Raw genomic sequence first — 17250 nt, 5'->3', positions numbered from 1 at the left:
ACATCGCAAGCAAACTCGCCCTCCACAGCCATGTGAAGGCCATCGGAGACGACTGGTTGCAAGAGTGCAAAGGCCTATGCCATGGCGCTTGGGGCGCAAATCGTTATCGTTATTCTCGCCTACGAACTGAGTTCGAGCGTCGTCCCAGCCGAGCAAAATACGATCACCATTCGTGAAATAACGAAGACCGACGGCAGGCGCGCGGAAATACGGATCAGCCATACGGCGCGGTGACCCCTTCAAGGGAGAGCCGGTCGTAACGCGTCTGCTCATTCCCGCCAAAGCCCCGCACAAGTCGGCGTTTATGGTTTGGCAATCAGGAGTTACGCTGGTCCAATCATTTGGCCGCCCACGCAAGAACCTTCGACGCGGTGGGCGTGGTATTGAAGCCTACGCTTAGCGCCGCAATCGCCTGGCCCGGCCACCCCGCTAGTTTCGCGACGGGCCCTCCCTAGCGCGACGGCCGCTGCTGGCGTAAGCATAGAACACTGCTGTCTGCGACCAATAGGGGGCAAACAACTTGGACACAACAGAAAGCAACGATGATAAGGGTAAGCCGCCCACAAAAGTGAAATCCGTCGCTGCCAGTATTCTTGGCGAATTCTTCGACGCCTTGGAGAAAGAGGAAGGCTTCGGAGAAGCGGCTCTGTGTCTACGCAAGGTCGTTCTCGAAGATGGCGTCTTCGCCGAACCTACCATCCGCGTCGCTCTTTTCCCGGATGCTTCATGATCCGGATCGACAAGATACGTATTCAAGAGTTTCGTGGCATCCGCGACCTAACCCTGAACCTCAAGGGACAGAATTTCGCTGCATGTGGGCCGAATGGGACGGGCAAGAGCGGCATCGTCGACGCGATCGAATTCGCGCTTACCGGCAATATCTCCCGCCTGTCGGGCGCCGGGACCGGCGGACTCTCAGTCAAAGCGCACGGTCCGCATGTCGATAGCCGCAACAAGCCCGAGGCCGCGTTGGTGACACTCGATGTCACCATCCCCGCACTCGGCAACAAGAAGGCTCAGATCAGCCGCACCGTCAAAGCAGCCAGCGCGCCTGAAATTAACCCCGCCGACAGGGACGTCATCGCCGCATTCGAGAGCGTCAATCTCCATCCCGAATTCGTACTCTCACGTCGCGAACTGATTCGTTACGTACTTTCTGAGCCCGGCCAAAGATCGAAGCAGGTCCAGACATTGCTGCGTCTCGACGACATCGAGAAGCTTCGCAGTGTCCTGCAAAAGATCTCAAACGCCGCCACCAGAGACCTCCCAGGACTGGAGCGAGTCGAGAAGGATGCGATCAGGAATCTCCTAGCAGTCCTCGACACGGCGCAACTCACAAAGAGATCGATACTCGAAACGGTCAACCCGCGCCGGGAACTGCTAGGGCTCGCACCACTGAGCGACCTCGACGCCAGCACGTCGGTGAAGGATGGACTGACGACTTCCGCCGCCAACGCTCCTGGCCGCGTGCCGAAGATCCAAGCCGGCGCCGACCTCGTGACATTGAGGGAAGCGATTCAAGCACTCCAGTCCGATGCTTTCAAACAGGTGTGCTCGACCGCAGATGCCAATGCTGCCGAACTCGGCAGGGATGCCGACAGCCTCAACGGCCTGTCGCGTGAGGCACTTTTGAAATCGGCCCTGGAGCTTTACGACGGAACGACTTGTCCCGTCTGCGACACACCGTTTGAGCCCGACGCCTTCGGGGGTCATCTCGCCGGAAAGCTTTCCCACCTGGAGGAAGTCAGTAGAAGGCGTGCTGCCCTGGAGATGGAGCTGAAGCCTGTCCTCGACAGCATACATACTGCTGGCACCGCCTTGAACACCATGATCAATCATGCCGGCCTGTTCTCGCCGAAGATCGACGCCCACGCATTGACGGAACTCACGACTATTATCCGCGGCCGGTATCAGCAGCTTCAGAAGCTTCTGCCGCTTGAAGACACGCGAACGGTTCTCGCGGCCGCCCACATCGTCTCGGACATCGAACCAACAATGGCGGCGCTTGATACTGCTATCGCGGCGATCCCCGAGCCCACCAAGCAGGATGCGGCGCGCGACTTCCTCGTGCTGGCACAGGAACGGCTGGAACACTATCGCACCGCGCGCCTCAAATTCGTGGCCGGTACACTCCGCGCAGAACGCGCGGCCAAGGTGTCCGACATCTACGGCACGGTGACGACGGCCGCGCTTGAGAAAATCTATAAGGACGTCGAGACCGCGTTCGCGAGTTACTACCGGAAGATCAACGAGGAAGACGAAAAGGCCTTCACTGCGAAGCTTATGCCTTCGATCGGCAAGCTCGCTTTTGACGTCGATTTCTACGGCCGCGGACATTTCCCGCCTGGCGCCTACCATAGCGAAGGCCATCAGGACGGGATGGGCCTTTGTCTCTACCTCGCGCTGATGAACCATCTGCTTGGTGTGAATTTTACCTTCGCGGTCCTTGACGATGTCCTGATGTCCGTCGATGCCGGCCATCGGCGCCAGGTCTGCACGCTGCTGAAAGAAAAGTTCCCCAACACACAGTTCATCTTCACGACGCATGACGAGATCTGGCTGCGGCATATGAAATCCGAGGGCCTAATTAAGGGACGCAACTTCGCACATTTCAGAACCTGGACCGTCGAGTTTGGTCCAACCGAGTGGGACGATCGCGACGTCTGGGCCGAGCTCGATGGCCATCTCGCCAAGAACGAAGTGCGCGCCGCGGCGGCGCTCCTTCGCCACCATCTCGAACACTTCGCCAAGGAAGCGTGCGATCGTCTACGCGCCAATGTCGAATTCCGGGGCGACGCTCAGTTCATGCTCGGCGATCTCCTTCCAAACGCTACCAGCAGCCTCGGCGAACTGCTCAAGAAGGCAAAGGCTGCTGCCAGTTCATGGAATCAGAAGGATGTCGTCGAGCGCATAACCGCGATCGAGGCCACCTTCACTGAAGCCAAGATCAAGACTGGTTATGAAAACTGGCAGATAAACACGGCAGTTCACTTCAACGAATGGGCTGACCTCAACAAAGAGGACTTCGTGCCAGTCGTCAGTTCGTTCCGCGCATTTACCGGCGCCTTTACTTGCCAGACCTGCAACGAAATGTTTTTCGTTGCGCCCGATCGAGGGAGAAAGGAAGGACTGCGGTGCGGCTGCGGTGCGCTAAACCTCAATCTCCTGCAGAAAGGCACTTAACGGAGGTTGGCGTCAGACCTCATTCGACCAGGAGACTGCTACGGCATGATCGAAGCCGCCGGCCGGCGGCGCTCTCTTCGCGCTGGCTCAGGCCGCCCGGAGGCGCGCGGTTGCATCCTGGTCGACGACCCAGACGCCCTTCTCAGCGTCTACCACCAACGCCACTTTGTAGGACTTGCGGGCCGCTTCGCTGCTGAGCCAGCCGCGGCTGACGCTGGCCGCGACACGCCGGGCGTCACGCCTGGTCGGCTCGCCATAGCCGCCGCCGCCGCAGGCGACGAACTCGATGCGCTCGCCGGCGCTACACGCCTCCTCATGGAACGCCGGCAATTCGACTAGCCTGCCGTCCGTCCCGCGTTTGGCACTCCGACTGGCTTTGGCATCACCGCCGCCGAGCACGCCACGCGGCGGAAAGGTTGTACCGTCGGCCGAGTAAACAAGTGTCATCTCGTGGTCGACGGGATAGAAGACGCCGCCCACGGCGGGAGCACCCTCGAACTCGCCAATGCCTTGCGTGTCCGCCACCACGCCGCGCGATTCAATGATGATGGGATACATGGATTCATCCACCTCCACTGAATCCAGCGCGATCAGGCCGCCATTCGCCGGCCCGCAATATGTCAGCCAACCGTCATAGCCGTGACGCGCTCCGCCGCCGGCGTAGCCAATGAACACTTGGTTGACGTAGGGCTGCCCATCCTTGAACGGGTCCTTGCCCGAAATCACGCCGATGCCCGCTGGCAGGTGCGAACCGCTCTCGGCCTGGCCATAGGGTTCTCCCATCGTCGAGAACACGCAATTGCCGGCGATGATCAACCGGTCGTTGACATTGGTGGTCGCCACGGAGGTGCCGACCGGGTAGCGGGGCTTGCCGACCACGCTTCCCTCACGCATCAAGACCTTGATCCGGCTTTTGGCGCCCTCGTTGTGCGGGATGCCGTCGTCGAGATTGTTGAAGACGCCAATACGGCAAGAGCCGGTGCAGGTGTTTTCCGACAGGTTGAGCCCGCCCGGGACGTTATCCATGTTGTCACGCACATCAACCGTGATCTCGCCGGCGTCGGGGTCGACATCGATGGTGATCCTGACCGGGATGCCCTCCTCCGCCACGCCGGGAACCGGGTCATGGCGGACCTCGTAGGAGAACTTGCCCTTCGGCAATTTGGCGATTTCGGCCATGGCGCGACGCGCACCGTAGTCGAACCAGTCCTCGACGAAATCCAGGAGTGTGTCGCGACCGTATTTTTCAAGCAGTTCCAGCAGACGGCGTCGACCGGTCCTGCAGGCGCCGATCTGAGCGCGGACGTCGCCGAGCCAGATGTCTGGAACTCGGTTGCGCATCATGCCGATGCGCAGGATGTCCTGCTTCTCCCTGTGCTGTTCGACCACACGCACGCAGGGGAAGTGGATTCCTTCCTCATAAATGTTTTTGGCGAATGGCAGATAGGTCGAAGGTGTCGGCGCGCCGGTGTCGGCGTGATGGGAGAGCGCCACGGCCCAGAACAGCGGCTTGCCCTCGAAAAAGATCGGCATCGCCATGATCAGGTCAGCATGATGGGTGCCGCCCGTGTACGGGCAGTTGTTGAGGAAGATGTCGCCGTCGGCGATGTCATCGAACAGCTCCGTTATCGGACGCGTCGCCAGATCCATCGACATGACGTGGATAGGCAGCGCGTCCTCGGTGGAAACGAGACGATGATCGTAGGTCAGGATCGCGCAACTCAGGTCGCGGGCGTTCTTAATCACCGCCGAACGGCTGGCCCGCATCACAACCAGCGTCATCTCCCGGACGATGGCCTCGAACCGGCTCTTGAGAACCGACATCAGGAATGGATCGACGCGGCGCGTTGGCGTCTCGAGGCGAACGACAGGTGAACTCATTTTACAATGCCCTTGTTCGTGAAGGTTTGGATCAATCGACGGTCACGACGATGTTGCCTTGCGGGTCGACGCTCCCGCGGTGCTTGTCCTTGAGGAAGGCGGTGAATGTCGTGGCCTCCACCAGACAGGGGCCGTCAAGCGCCGCTCCCGCGCCCAGCTGGTCCATGTCGTAGACCGGCAACTGGCTGGTCCGGCGAGCTTCGTGCAGATAAACTGGCCGATAGGCCTTGGCGACCGGCGCCGTCGCCTGGTCGGCCAGCCTGAAGTCCTTCCAGGCGTCTTGATTAACGCGCTTGCCTACCGCGCGCAGTTTCCAGCTGGTGAATTCGACAACGTCACGATCGGATCTGATTGAATAGATGCGTTCGTGCATCTGATGGAACGCTTCGACCAGACCTGGCAGCTTTTCGGCGTCGAGGCGCGCCTCATCGGCCTCGAAATGGACCTCGATCTCCCAGGACTGGTACTCGTAACGACCAAGAAAGGAGAATTCGAAGCGCCGCAAGTCAGGCACAACGCCGGCATGCTCGAGGAATGCCTCGCCCGAGACCTTCAGCCGCGCCAGGATGTCGGAGACGCCTGCGGCCTCGAAGCGCCGTGTCGAGGTCAGGAAAACCGCGCTTTCCTCACGCGTGATATCAGAGATCAACCCGCCGAACGCGCTCAGTCCGGCCATGAAGCGGGGAATCATGTAGCGTTTCAAGCCCAATATGTCGGCCATCTCGGCGATGTGAATGGCGGTCGCGCCGCCGCCGCAGACAAAGAAGCTGTCGCGCGGATTGATGCCTTCGCGAATGGTGATTTCCTCGATGGCACCGACCATGTTGTGGTTGCTGGTGGTCTGGATGGCGTAAGCCGCGTCGAACACTGAGATGCCGAGCCGCGCGGCGATTCCCGCGACCGCTTTCTCGGCCAGTTCGCGGCTGATCTTGATCCGCCCGCCTAGAAAATAATCCGGGTCAATGATGCCGAGCACGACATTGGCATCGGTGACCGTCGGCTCGGTACCCCCGGCTCCGTAGCATGCCGGCCCCGGGCGCGCGCCAGCGCTTTGGGGACCGACCCGCAGCAGGCCGCCATCGTCGACCCAGGCTATGGACCCGCCGCCGGCGCCCACCGATCTCACATCGACTTTCGCGATGCCCAGCGAATCGTCGTGGATCATGCTGTCCGGGGTCACGATGATCTGGTGGTCGCGCAGAGCCGAGACGTCGAAGGTGGTGCCGCCCATGTCGCCGACGATGACATTGGCCTCGTCGCTCAGTGCCAGCGCGGCCATCGGCGCCAGCGTCGGCCCCGACATGACGCTGTAGATCGGCCGCCGCAACATCTCGGCGGGAGGCATCATGCCGCCGACGCAGTTGGCCAGCAGCAACTCGCCCTGGAAACCCGCTCGCGAAAGCGCCTGTCGCAATTCCTCGATATAGGTGCGCACGATCGGATTGATCGATGCGTCGATGGCGGCCGCGATGATGCGCTTGTACTCGCGCGACATCGGATTGACTTCATGGCTGAGGATGACCGGAACCTCCGGCCATGCCTGCGCGATAATATCGCGCACCGTCGTTTCATGGATGGGATTGACGACCGACCAGAGCAAACCGACTGCTATCGCCTCGACGCCATAGCGCCGGAAGTCGGCTATTGCCGACTCGACATCGGATCTCGACAAAGGCGTGAGCTCCCGCCCGCGCGCATCGACGCGGCCCCGCGCCGTCTTCGTCAGGTGGCGCGGAACGTAAGGCTCGGGATAGTCGAGCCGCCACTGGAAGGCACCCTTGCGCGGCCCCTCGCGCAGGACGAGGATGTCTTGGTGTCCTTCGTTGAGGATCAGCCCTACCTTGACAGTTTTGCGCTCGACGAGCGCGTTGGTCGAAACGGTCGAGCCGTGCACGATCAGGTCGATCTCGGCCATGAACGTCGCGGGATCGAGCCCATACCCGGCCGCCGCGACGTGCAGCACATTGATGAATCCTTTCTCGAATTCGCCGGGCGTCGTTGGCGATTTGAAGATCGAGATCTTCCCACCGGGCTCGGAAACCAGGCAATCGGTGAAGGTTCCGCCGATATCGATGCAGACTTGATAAGCCATTTGAGGTCCGGAGCTGTTAGCGTTTCTTGTGATCGCGACCGAGTATCAGGCTAGCCAGAATGATCAGGCCCAAAAGAACCTGCTGCAGATAGCCGTCGACCTGCATGAGATTCATGGCGTTGGAAATGACCGTGATGAACAGGGCACCGAGCAGAGCGGCGGTGACGCCTCCTTCTCCGCCGGTGAGGCGCACGCCACCGACCACGGCCGCCGCTATCGATTCCAGTGTCAGGTTGCCGCCGAGATTGGGCTCTCCTGATCCCGTGCGCGCGGTGAGCAGCATGGCGCCGATCGCGGCCAGCAGCGAGCAGACCACATAGTCGATCGCAACCACGCGTCGGGTCCGAACGCCCGCCGCCGTCGCCGCGCGAGGGTTGGCGCCGATGAGATACAGGCCGCGGCCGAACACGGTGAAGCGCAGGACCAGGAACAGCAGCGCGAAACACAGCGCGGCGAACAGGATGGGCACCGGGACGCCGATCAGCCGTCCTTCCGCCAGGGCGTCCGTGAAGGTCTCGGGAATGCCCGGCACGGGAAAGCCGCCGCTGACGGTCGATGCCAGCGCCATGACAATGTTGGCCATGCCGAGCGTCGTCACCAGTGGGTTGATGCCGATACCAGCGATCAGGAAGCCGTTCAGCCCACCGATCAGCACGCCGACGCCGAGGCCAGCCGCGATTCCCCACAGGATTGGCATATCCCCGGTTCCGGTCATCACCATCGCCGATATGACGCTGACGAGCGAGACGGTAAAACCGAGCGATAGGTCGAAGCCCCGCGTTAGCAGCACCATGGTCTGCGCCATGGCAAAGAGTGCGAGATAACTGGTCTGGATCGCGATGTTCCAAAGATTGCCGCTTGAAACGATTCGCGGGTCGATCAAACCGAGAACCAGCAGGGCCAGGAATATGGCCCCCGGCAGCCTGGCCTGCGCCGCAAGCTGTCGGATATCCGGGCGAGCGCGGTCAAGAACGACCGGAGCCGCGACGTCTGGTCGATCAGACATTGGCCCGCCTCCCCTGAACGATACGGTCGAAAGCCAGCGCGCCGATGAGCACGGTACCCAGCACCAGCGTCTGGAACTTGCTGTCGATCTGCGTGAGATTCATCGCATTGGCGATGATCGCCAGGCACAGCGCCGCCATGGCGACGTTCTCAGCACGGCCTGAACCGCCTCGCAGTGAAACGCCGCCGATCACCGCCGCCGCGATCGTCTCCAGTCCCAGCGTACCGCCGATCGTGGACTGGCCGGAACCGATGCGAGCGGTGATCAGGACGCCGGTGAGCGCCGCCAGCAGACCAGACAACACGTAGGCGGTTATCAGCACACGGTGGGTTCGCACTCCCGACAGCCGGGCGGCGCCGGCGTTGCCGCCGACGGCGTAGAAGTGGCGCCCGAGCGGGGTCCGTCGCTGCAGAACGATGGCGATGGCGATCACCGCTATCGCGAGCAGCAAGACAGGTGGCAGCCCAAGCACTTGCCCTCGCCCCATGGCATCGACGAAGGCGTCGGAAACGCCATATATCGGGATGCCCTGCGTGTAGTAGAGCGTAATGCCGGCGACGATCGACAACGATGCCAATGTGACCATGAAAGGGGACAGGGCAAGGCGCGCCACCAGCGTGCCGTTTACCAGGCCAACACAGGCGCCACTGGCCAGAGCCAGCGCCACCGGTAGGAGCAGTTGGATCCCTTGCGCTTCGGGCATCGCGGCCATTGCCGCGGCCGTGACCACGGACGCCAACGCCATGGTGGCGCCAACTGACAGATCAAAGCCGCCCGTGGTCATGACGATCATCTGGCCGATCGCTGGAACCGCCAGGAAGGAAAAATTGCGCAGCACGTTGAGGATGTTTAGGCGGTTCAGAAAACGCGGTTCGATGATCGCGGCCGCCGTCGCGACCGCGACCAGAAGCAGGATGACGATCCCGCCGGTTTCCAGAAAACGTCGCCGCAGCGCATCGGTGGTCATGCCGCCTCCGTGGCGCCGGTTTCGGCGTCGAAATAATGGCGCAACACGGTCACCTCGCTGATGCCGTCGGCTTCGAGTTCGGCGACTATGCGCCCTTCGCGCATGACATAGACGCGGTTGGCCAGGTGAACGAGCTCAGGCAGTTCAGACGATGACAGCAGGATCGCCGCGCCATTCTCGACCAGGCTTTTCATTAGCCGGTAGACTTCGCTTTTGGCGCCGACGTCGATACCGACCGTGGGTTCGTCGAAAACATGAACCGAGACCGGGCGCATCAGACCCCGCGCCAGCACAAGTTTCTGCTGGTTGCCGCCGGAAAAGGACGACGCCGCGCGTTCGGGCGCCATCGGTCGCAGGCCCAGTGTCTTCAACGGGGCGGCTATCGCCCGGCGCTCGCGCCAGGACTTGAGCAGTCCGCCGTGGGACAGTCTCGGATCATCCAAGGCGGCCATCGTCACGTTCTCGCGGCCCGGGCGGCTGAGGGCAAGTCCTTCGGCGCCACGATCAGCCGGATAGTAACATAGTCCGGCACGCAGCATGCTGTGCGGCGCGGGTGCTTGTACCACCGCGCCGTGAAGTTCGATCTCACCGGACGTCACCCGCTCCAGGCCGAACACGGCCCGGCAAAGTTCGCTGCGGCCGCAGCCAACCAGGCCGGCCAGGCCGACGATTTCTCCAGCCCTGACCGTAATGGAGGCATCGGATACGGTGCCGGACACACGCAGCCCCCTGGTCGCCAGCACGATATCGGAGGGGCGCTGGCTGATTGACGGGTACAGTCTTTCGACCGGCTGGCCTACCATCATCTCGATGAGCGTCGCGTCGGATGCCGCGGCGATGGCCAAGGTGTCGATCTTGCGCCCTCCTCGCAAAACCGTGACGCGGTCCGCGAGCCGACGGATCTCAGCCATGCGGTGCGACACATAGATGATACCGACGCCCCGCGCCTTGAGGCCCGCGATGGCGGCGAAGAGTTTTTCCGCTTCGCCGTCGGTAAGCGACGCGGTCGGTTCGTCGAGGATGAGTATCTTGGCGTCCGAGAGCATGCCCTTGGCAATCTCGACCATCTGCTTCTGCGCACGAGTCAGCGTTTCGATCTTGCTGTCCAGCTGTACGTGGAAGCCTATTTCGCGGAAGCGTTCCTCCGCGCGGGCGCGCATCGCGCGCCGGTTCAGGAAAATTCGTCCTTTCAGCTCGCGTCCGAGAAACAGGTTCTCCTCGACCGTGAGGTCGGGGACGAGACTGAATTCCTGGAACACCGCCGCGACCCCGGCATCGCGCGATTTCTGAGGGGTAAGCGCGGGAACAGTTTCGCCGTCGATACGGCACGAACCTTCGGTCCAGTTGTAGGTTCCCGCTATCAGATTGATGAGCGTCGACTTGCCGGCGCCGTTTTCGCCGAGAAGGGCGTGGACCTCACCGCTCAACAGCGTGAAATCGACGCCATCAAGCGCGACCACGCCCCCCGAAACGCTTGGTCATACCCGTAAGTTCAAGCATGGTTGACACCACCGACATCGAAGCAAAAAGGGCGGCGGGCCTTGGCTCAGGCCCGCGGCCCATTGAAGATGCGACTATTGTACCGAAAATTCAGGCTTCCACCCATCGGGCGCGAAAATCTGTGTCGGGTCGATCTTGTCGATGTTGTCCTTCGTCACAATGCCGGGCGCGACCAGAAGAACCTTCTCATAGTCCTTCTTTTCCAAGGCGCGCACCGCGAGGTCGACACTGATGCGCCCCATCATGACGGGATATTCGGCGGCGAAGCCAAGCACCTTGCCTTCCTTGACCAGCTTCAGCATCGTCTGGTTCTCGTAGGAAGACATGATGACGACGTCGTCACGGCCGGCGTCGGCGACGGCGCTGACGGCGGCTTCCGCCGCCGCGGCCCCGCCCCAAATGACGTTGAGGTCGGGATGGGTCTGCAGGGCATCCTCGATGAGGCGCAGGCTTTGCGGAACGCCGGGTTCACCATAGAGCTCGGCCAGGAGCTTGATGTTGCCGGTTTTGGTGCTGTCGCGGAAGCCCGCCATATAGCTCTCTGCCCAACCCGACCCCTGCGGACCCGGCAGGCCGATCGCGGTCGTCTTTTTATCGCCGAGGTACTTCTTGAGGTACTCACCCTCCTGAAAACCCTTCTGGTAGGTGTCGGGCGTGATACGCGCGGTGATCGGGGTTTCGAGAATGGGATTGGCGACCGCGATCTGGACAAGGCCCTTGGCGTTGCCTTCCTTCAGCTTGGCCGCCAGGCCGGCTTCCGAGATGGCGGCGACAAGTATGCCCTGGGCACCGGATGCGACGCAATCGTCATATTGCGACAGCTGCTTTGGCAGCGCGTCATAGCCGCCGGCCTGCAGCACTGTCACCTTGACACCCAGGCGCTTTGCTTCTTCGACGATGCCATAGTCGACGGAGACCCAGTAGCTGTCCTTGAGGTGGGGAAACAGAACGCACAGGTTCCAGGGCTTCTCGGCCTTCTCCAACGGCACGTAGTCGATCGCCTCGACTTTTTTCAAATCGCCGCCCTTGGCCGCGTTGATTTTGAAGGGCCACCAATCCTTGGCCTGGGCGGCGTTGGGCAGGACGGCCACGCCCGAGACGAAAGCCGCCGCGAGGATGGATCGGAAAGCGCGATTCTTGGTCATGTGATTCCCCATTTTTTCGTGTGTTCCCGGGTCCGGGAGCCGGCGATTTCGCCGGCGCCGCGGTCTGCCTTGGGAGCAGACAGATCTGCTGATGCGTCGAAGTCACCGTCTAGGCGAGTGCGCCTTCGGGTCCGTCCGCGCTATTGCTCATTCACAGCGCCACCGTACTACTTATAAGTTATAAGTCAATAGGGCTTTCATGAACCGGTGCTGTTTTCAGGCCGGGTCGGCGTCTTCAATCCCGCGCTCTCGCCGCCATCGACCGGCATGACGATGCCGTTGACGAAGGACGAAGCCGGCGCCAACAACCAGGCCACGGCCTCGGCGACGTCTTCGGGGGTTCCCAAACGACCGACCGGAATGCGGCTTTCCAACAGAGTCCTGCGGCCAGGAATGGCAAGCGTGCCCGCCATCATCCTGGTTGCGATCTGGCCGGGGCAGACGGCATTGAACCGAACTTCGCTGATCTCCAATGCCAGCGACCGGGTCAAGGCGATGAGCGCGGCCTTGGAGGCCGAGTAGATAGCCAACCCCTCCTCGCCCGTCAGCCCGGCCACTGACGACATCATCACCACCGATCCACGCGCCGCGCGCAGTCCCGGCAGCGCCGCGCTGGTGAAGACAAACGACGAGCGTGTATTCACCGTCATGATCTCGTCCCAGTCACAGAGGGTGGCGGCTTCGAAAGCCCCTCGCCCCGTCATGCCGGCGTTGTTGACCAGTCCGGCGATCTTCCCGTGGCCGAGCGTCATCGCGGCATTCACGACCGTCCGGCATTCGGTTTCGTCGCGGACATCACAGGCGATGAAACGCGCATTGGCGAAGCTGGACACGATTTCCCCCGCGGCGGCCTGGTCGCGACCGGTGAAAACGACGGCCGCGTCTTCCTGCTCGGCAAGCCGCCGGACACAGGCGGCGCCGATGCCGTGCGTGCCGCCGGTCACGACATAGACGTTGCCTGTCGCGCTCAAGGCTCATCCTTATAAATGATTGGCTCACCGAGCCAGGTTGTCCTGTGGCGCTCCCAGTAAAGATCGCGCAGTTTCGTCGTGATGCCGCCCACGCTGGCTTGGCTCACGGGCCGCGCGTCGATTGTGGTCACGGGCATGATGCCGCCGGCGGTGCTGGTGATGAAGACCTCGTCGGCATCGCGCACCTGCGCCGCGGTCACCATGCGCAAGTCGCACGGGATACCAATTTCGCGTGAAAGCTCCACCACGCACCGACGCGTCATGCCTTCGAAGACACCGCTGTCCGGCGTCGCTAAGGCACCGTCCTTGACGATGAAAATGTTGAAGCCCGGACCTTCGGTGACGTTGCCTTCCGTGTCCGAGAGTACGACGACGGTGGCACCGCGATCGTAAGCTTCGAAGATGCCCATCGTCAGGTCGAGCCAGTGAAAATTCTTGATGCGTGGATCGATGGATTCAGCTGGAATACGACGAATATCGCTGATGATCATCGACAGACCCCGACCACGCTGCTCCTCATTCGCCAGCCAGACGAATGGCTGCGCGAAGGCGTAGAACCTGTTCTCACACAAGCGTGGATCGCGAGTGCCCTTTGGCGGCACACCGCGGGTACAAGTCATCTGCACATAGGCGTCGCGCAGTCCGCTGCGGCTGACGCATTCGGTCAGGATGCCTTCGATCTGGGCGTCGTCGAGCGGTAGCGTCATGCGCAGCCCCCGCATCGAAGCGTTGAAGCGCGCCATATGGTCACGCAACCTGAAGAAGCGACCATTCCAGACATGCGCCACGTCGTAGGTAGCATCGGAGCGCACGAAGCCGCGATCAAGGATCGGAATTCGTGCCTCGGCGATCGGTACATAGGAGCCGTCGATGAAAGCGATTCCATCGGACGCGGATGGCAAGGTCATATCTTCACCTCTTCCAGTTTTTCGTGGTGTACAGCGTGATATGGCGTAGGTGGCGGCGGTGTGCCGCCGCCACCATGGCTAGAGACCAAGTCCGCCGATGCAGACATATTTGGTGTCGAGATAATCCTCGATGCCCTGATGTCCACCTTCCTTGCCAAGGCCGGATTCCTTGACGCCGCCGAACGGCGCCTCCGGCGTGGTGATGAGGCCCTCATTGACGCCGACCATGCCGTATTTCAACCCTTCCATGACGCGGAAGGCGCGGCCGAGATCACCGGTGTAGAAATAGCAGGCAAGGCCGAACTCGGTGTCGTTGGCGAGCGCGATGGCTTCCTCTTCGGTCTCGAACTTGAACACTGGCGCGACCGGGCCAAAGATCTCTTCCTTCATGAAGCGCATCTTGGGCGTCGCATTGGCAATGACGGTCGGCTGGAAGAACGAACCGCCGAGCGCATGGCGCTTGCCGCCGGCAACGACCTTGCCGCCCTTGGCAGTAGCGTCGGCAATCAGCTCCTCGACCTTCTCGACCGCTTTCTCGTCGATCAGCGGTCCCTGCTGGACACCTTCTTCGAGGCCGGAACCGACCTTCAGCCCATTGCTGGCGGCAGCCAGCTTTTCGACGAACTTGTCATAGACGCCGGCCTGAACCAGGAAGCGGTTGGTACAGACACAGGTCTGGCCTGAATTGCGATATTTGGCGGTGATGGCGCCGGCGACGGCACGCTCGATATCGGCGTCGTCGAAGACGATGAACGGCGCGTTGCCGCCGAGCTCCATCGACACCTTCTTGACGGTGACCGACGACTTCTGGATCAGAAGCTTGCCGACCTCGGTCGATCCGGTGAAGGTGATCTTCGACACCAGCGGATTGGCGCAGATCTCGTCACCGATCTCGCTGGCCGAACCAGTCAGGATGTTGACGACCCCCTTGGGGAAACCGACTTCCTCGGCCAGTGTGCCCCAGGCGAGACCCGAGTACGGCGTCTGCGAGGCCGGCTTGACGACGGCGGTGCAGCCGGCGGCGAGCGCCGGGCCGAGCTTGCGGGCCAGCATCGACGAAGGAAAATTCCATGGCGTGATGGCGGCGATGACGCCGACGGGCTCCTTGGTCACCAGGATGCGGCGGTCCGCCCATGGCGACGGCACGACGTCGCCATAGGTGCGACGGCCCTCTTCGGCGAACCAAAGGATGTAGGACGCGGCCGAGCCGATTTCGCCCTTCGATTCAAACAATGATTTGCCCTGCTCGATGGTCAGCAGTTCGGCCAGCACGTCCTGATTGTCCATCATCGCGTCGTGCAGCTTGCGCAGCAGCTTCGAGCGTTCGAGCGCGGTGGTCTTGCGCCATGTCTTGAAGGCGGTGGCGGCGGCCTCGATGGCGCGGTGGGTCTCGGCCTTGCCCGATTTCGGCACGGTGCCGATCTTGAGGCCGGTGGCCGGGTTGTTAACGTCGACCGTCTGGCCGCTATCGGCCTGCACCCATTCGCCGTTGATGAGATTGGCCTGCCGCATGAAATGGCTGGTTTTCTGAAGCATGGTCTAGCCTCCGTTTCGGCTCATCTGGTCAGGATTTGACTTGTGCCGGCTCGCGCCTTGCCGGGGGGCTCCCTTGTCGGGCGGCCGGACGACACCGTCGGCCGCGCTCCAGCCGATGCGCAACGTCTCGCCGCCGCGATATTCCACGTCCGGCGGTTCGGACGTTTGGCGACGAGAACGCCTCCACCCGATAAGATCAGGTGTAGGCGAACATGATCACCAAGATAAATGACTTCGGACACGCATGCTGAGATGACGATGTCGGGAGCGTCGGCTTGCGGACCCACACAGACGTTTTCAGGGCGTATGGAGATGGTGACCTCCTTACCCTCCCGCCATTCGTGCGCGGGGTCACAGCGGGCGATGATCGTCACGCCGCCATCGATCTCCGCTTGGCACTCGCCATGTCGCTGGCGCGATACGACGCCGATCAGCTTGTTGTTCTCGCCGATGAACCCCGCGACGAAACCGGTTCGCGGCTGCTCGCATCGCGGGAGTCGACAGCTGCTGTTCTCGACCTTGTCGAATTCGATGTAGCGATCAGACAGCATGCGGGAAATCTTCCTAATTTTGGTGGGCGGTGAACTGTTTAGCGACCGGGTCGGCAAGCGTCTGACCGGCCCCGCGGACTCATGCCAGCTCGTCGGCCTGCGCATGCGCCGCCGCGGTCTCGTCAAGCGCCGCACGAACGCCGTCGACCAGGGCGTCTATCTCATGGGGGGTGATGACGTACGGGGGGCAAATCGCCAGCACGTCCCCCATGTTGCGAATCATGACGCCGTGCTCGCGGCACCGCCGCTCGACATCGGCGCCAATTCGCAGCTCCGGCGCGAAGGCGCGACGGGCGGCGCGATCCTCGACGATCTGAATCCCCGCGATAAAGCGCGGCCGCGGACCTCGCCGACAAGCGTATGGTCGTCGAGCGCGTCGGCGAGCGCTCCATGGAGGTAATCGCCGAGACGACGCGCCTGACTAACGAGATCGATCTCGCGGTAGATCTTGATCGCCTCGGCGGCGACGGCCGCTGTCACCGGATGACCGGAATAGGTGAAACCGTGGCCGAACACGCCGACCTTGTGGGCCTCGTCGGCGACGCATTGGTAGATCTTGTCGGAGATAATGACGCCGCCAATGGGCAGGTGACCGGATGAAAGCCCCTTGGCGATCGAGAGCATGTCCGGTTCCATGCCAAAAGTCTGGCTCCCGAACCAGTTCCCGGTGCGTCCGAAGCCGCAGACCACCTCGTCGGACAGCATGAGGATGTCGTATTTGCGCAGCACCGCCTGGATCTTTGGAAAGTAATCCTCCGGTGGCACCAGCACGCCGCCAGCGCCCATGATCGGCTCGGCGATCATCGCGGCGATGGTCTCGGGCCCCTCCGCTAGAATCAGGGCCTCGAGTTCTTGGGCCAAGCGCGTGGCGTAGTCACGCTCCGCCTCGGCCGGCAGACCATCAAGATAGTGGAACGGCCGCGCAGCGAATATGACGGGAAGCGGCGGCAGATTGAAGGACTTGTGCATGTGCGGCAGGCCACTCAGCGCCGCGCCCATGATCGTACTGCCGTGGAAGGCGCCAAACCTGCTGATAATCTTGCGTTTGTCGGGACGCCCTCGCGCGGCCTGGTAATACCAGGCGAGCTTGACCATTGTGTCATTGGCTTCCGAACCGGAGCCCACTAGAAAAACGCGCGCGTTGTCGAATGGCGCCAACGCGGCAAGCTGTTCGACGAGTTCGACCGTGGGCTCGTTCGAACGGTGGTTGAAGGTGTGGTAGACGGCCAGTTTGCGCATCTGGCGGTCAGCAGCGTCGGCCAGCCGGCTGTCGCTGAAGCCAAGCGAGGCGCACCAGAGTCCGCCCATCCCCTCGATGTAGCGGTTGCCGGCGTCATCGACGATGGTCGCGCCCTGGCCGGTCACGATCGTCAACGGGCCGTGGTCTTCATGCAAGCGTGGATCTGTCTGGGAATGAAAGTGCCTGGCCATGTCCAGCACGCGCGATTCGTTCTTCATCAAAATTCTCCTTCGCGACCAGATGGACGGTTGCATGAGCGGTAAATATCTT

At 62.0% G+C, this 17250-nt stretch carries 15 protein-coding genes; 3 read left to right on the top strand and 12 right to left on the bottom strand.

Features of this window, described 5'->3' with window-relative positions:
• The first annotated feature begins 81 nt into the window (after positions 1–81).
• The 3 genes from HB778_RS39045 to HB778_RS39035 all read left to right on the top strand — a co-directional run bounded on the left by HB778_RS39045 (position 82) and on the right by HB778_RS39035 (position 3183).
• Entirely contained in the window at positions 82–234 is a 153-nt protein-coding gene (locus HB778_RS39045; RefSeq protein WP_183465821.1) for a hypothetical protein, read from the top strand.
• Between the two features lie 286 nt (positions 235–520).
• Positions 521–730: a hypothetical protein gene (locus HB778_RS39040; protein ID WP_183465819.1), complete on the top strand. Its 210-nt coding sequence runs from the start codon at positions 521–523 to the stop codon at positions 728–730.
• Positions 727–3183 carry an ATP-binding protein gene (locus tag HB778_RS39035; protein WP_183465818.1) on the top strand — a complete coding sequence of 819 codons (2457 nt, stop codon included), beginning with the start codon at positions 727–729 and terminating at the stop codon, positions 3181–3183. Before HB778_RS39040 ends, HB778_RS39035 begins: the two co-directional genes overlap by 4 nt.
• 87 nt (positions 3184–3270) lie before the next feature.
• Here HB778_RS39035 and HB778_RS39030 read toward each other — a convergent pair whose 3' ends face one another.
• From HB778_RS39030 to HB778_RS38980, 12 genes are all read right to left on the bottom strand, one after another.
• Positions 3271–5064, bottom strand: a complete 1794-nt coding sequence (locus HB778_RS39030) for a hydantoinase B/oxoprolinase family protein (RefSeq protein ID WP_183465816.1) — start codon at positions 5062–5064, stop codon at positions 3271–3273.
• A gap of 31 nt (positions 5065–5095) precedes the next feature.
• Complete coding sequence (locus tag HB778_RS39025) at positions 5096–7156, bottom strand: hydantoinase/oxoprolinase family protein (RefSeq protein ID WP_183465814.1); 2061 nt, start codon at positions 7154–7156, stop codon at positions 5096–5098.
• A 16-nt stretch (positions 7157–7172) separates the two neighbouring features.
• Entirely contained in the window at positions 7173–8162 is a 990-nt protein-coding gene (locus tag HB778_RS39020; RefSeq protein ID WP_183465812.1) for an ABC transporter permease, read from the bottom strand.
• Complete coding sequence (locus tag HB778_RS39015) at positions 8155–9129, bottom strand: ABC transporter permease (RefSeq protein ID WP_183465810.1); 975 nt, start codon at positions 9127–9129, stop codon at positions 8155–8157. The genes HB778_RS39020 and HB778_RS39015 overlap by 8 nt, the downstream gene beginning before the upstream one ends.
• On the bottom strand, positions 9126–10589 hold the full coding sequence (locus HB778_RS39010) for a sugar ABC transporter ATP-binding protein (protein WP_183465808.1): 1464 nt from the start codon (positions 10587–10589) through the stop codon (positions 9126–9128). The genes HB778_RS39015 and HB778_RS39010 overlap by 4 nt, the downstream gene beginning before the upstream one ends.
• Before the next feature lie 114 nt (positions 10590–10703).
• Positions 10704–11774 carry a TMAO reductase system periplasmic protein TorT gene (torT, locus tag HB778_RS39005; RefSeq protein WP_183465806.1) on the bottom strand — a complete coding sequence of 357 codons (1071 nt, stop codon included), beginning with the start codon at positions 11772–11774 and terminating at the stop codon, positions 10704–10706.
• 197 nt (positions 11775–11971) lie between these two features.
• Positions 11972–12745, bottom strand: a complete 774-nt coding sequence (locus tag HB778_RS39000) for an SDR family NAD(P)-dependent oxidoreductase (RefSeq protein ID WP_183465803.1) — start codon at positions 12743–12745, stop codon at positions 11972–11974.
• Positions 12742–13653: an aminotransferase class IV gene (locus HB778_RS38995; RefSeq protein ID WP_244662187.1), complete on the bottom strand. Its 912-nt coding sequence runs from the start codon at positions 13651–13653 to the stop codon at positions 12742–12744. Before HB778_RS38995 ends, HB778_RS39000 begins: the two co-directional genes overlap by 4 nt.
• A 78-nt stretch (positions 13654–13731) precedes the next feature.
• The gene (locus HB778_RS38990) at positions 13732–15189 is read right to left on the bottom strand and encodes an NAD-dependent succinate-semialdehyde dehydrogenase (RefSeq protein WP_183465801.1); all 1458 of its coding nucleotides are present in this window, start codon (positions 15187–15189) and stop codon (positions 13732–13734) included.
• 20 nt (positions 15190–15209) lie between these two features.
• Positions 15210–15740, bottom strand: a complete 531-nt coding sequence (locus tag HB778_RS38985; protein ID WP_183465799.1) for a TOBE domain-containing protein — start codon at positions 15738–15740, stop codon at positions 15210–15212.
• A gap of 79 nt (positions 15741–15819) precedes the next feature.
• Positions 15820–15963 (bottom strand): hypothetical protein, encoded by a 144-nt coding sequence (locus HB778_RS43300; protein WP_348524819.1) that lies wholly within the window; start codon positions 15961–15963, stop codon positions 15820–15822.
• Entirely contained in the window at positions 15960–17198 is a 1239-nt protein-coding gene (locus tag HB778_RS38980) for an aminotransferase (RefSeq protein WP_348524823.1), read from the bottom strand. The genes HB778_RS43300 and HB778_RS38980 overlap by 4 nt, the downstream gene beginning before the upstream one ends.
• Positions 17199–17250: the final 52 nt, after the last annotated feature.

The organism is Mesorhizobium huakuii, assembly GCF_014189455.1.
Taxonomy (GTDB): domain Bacteria; phylum Pseudomonadota; class Alphaproteobacteria; order Rhizobiales; family Rhizobiaceae; genus Mesorhizobium; species Mesorhizobium huakuii_A.
This window is presented reverse-complemented; position numbering and strand designations above follow the sequence as displayed.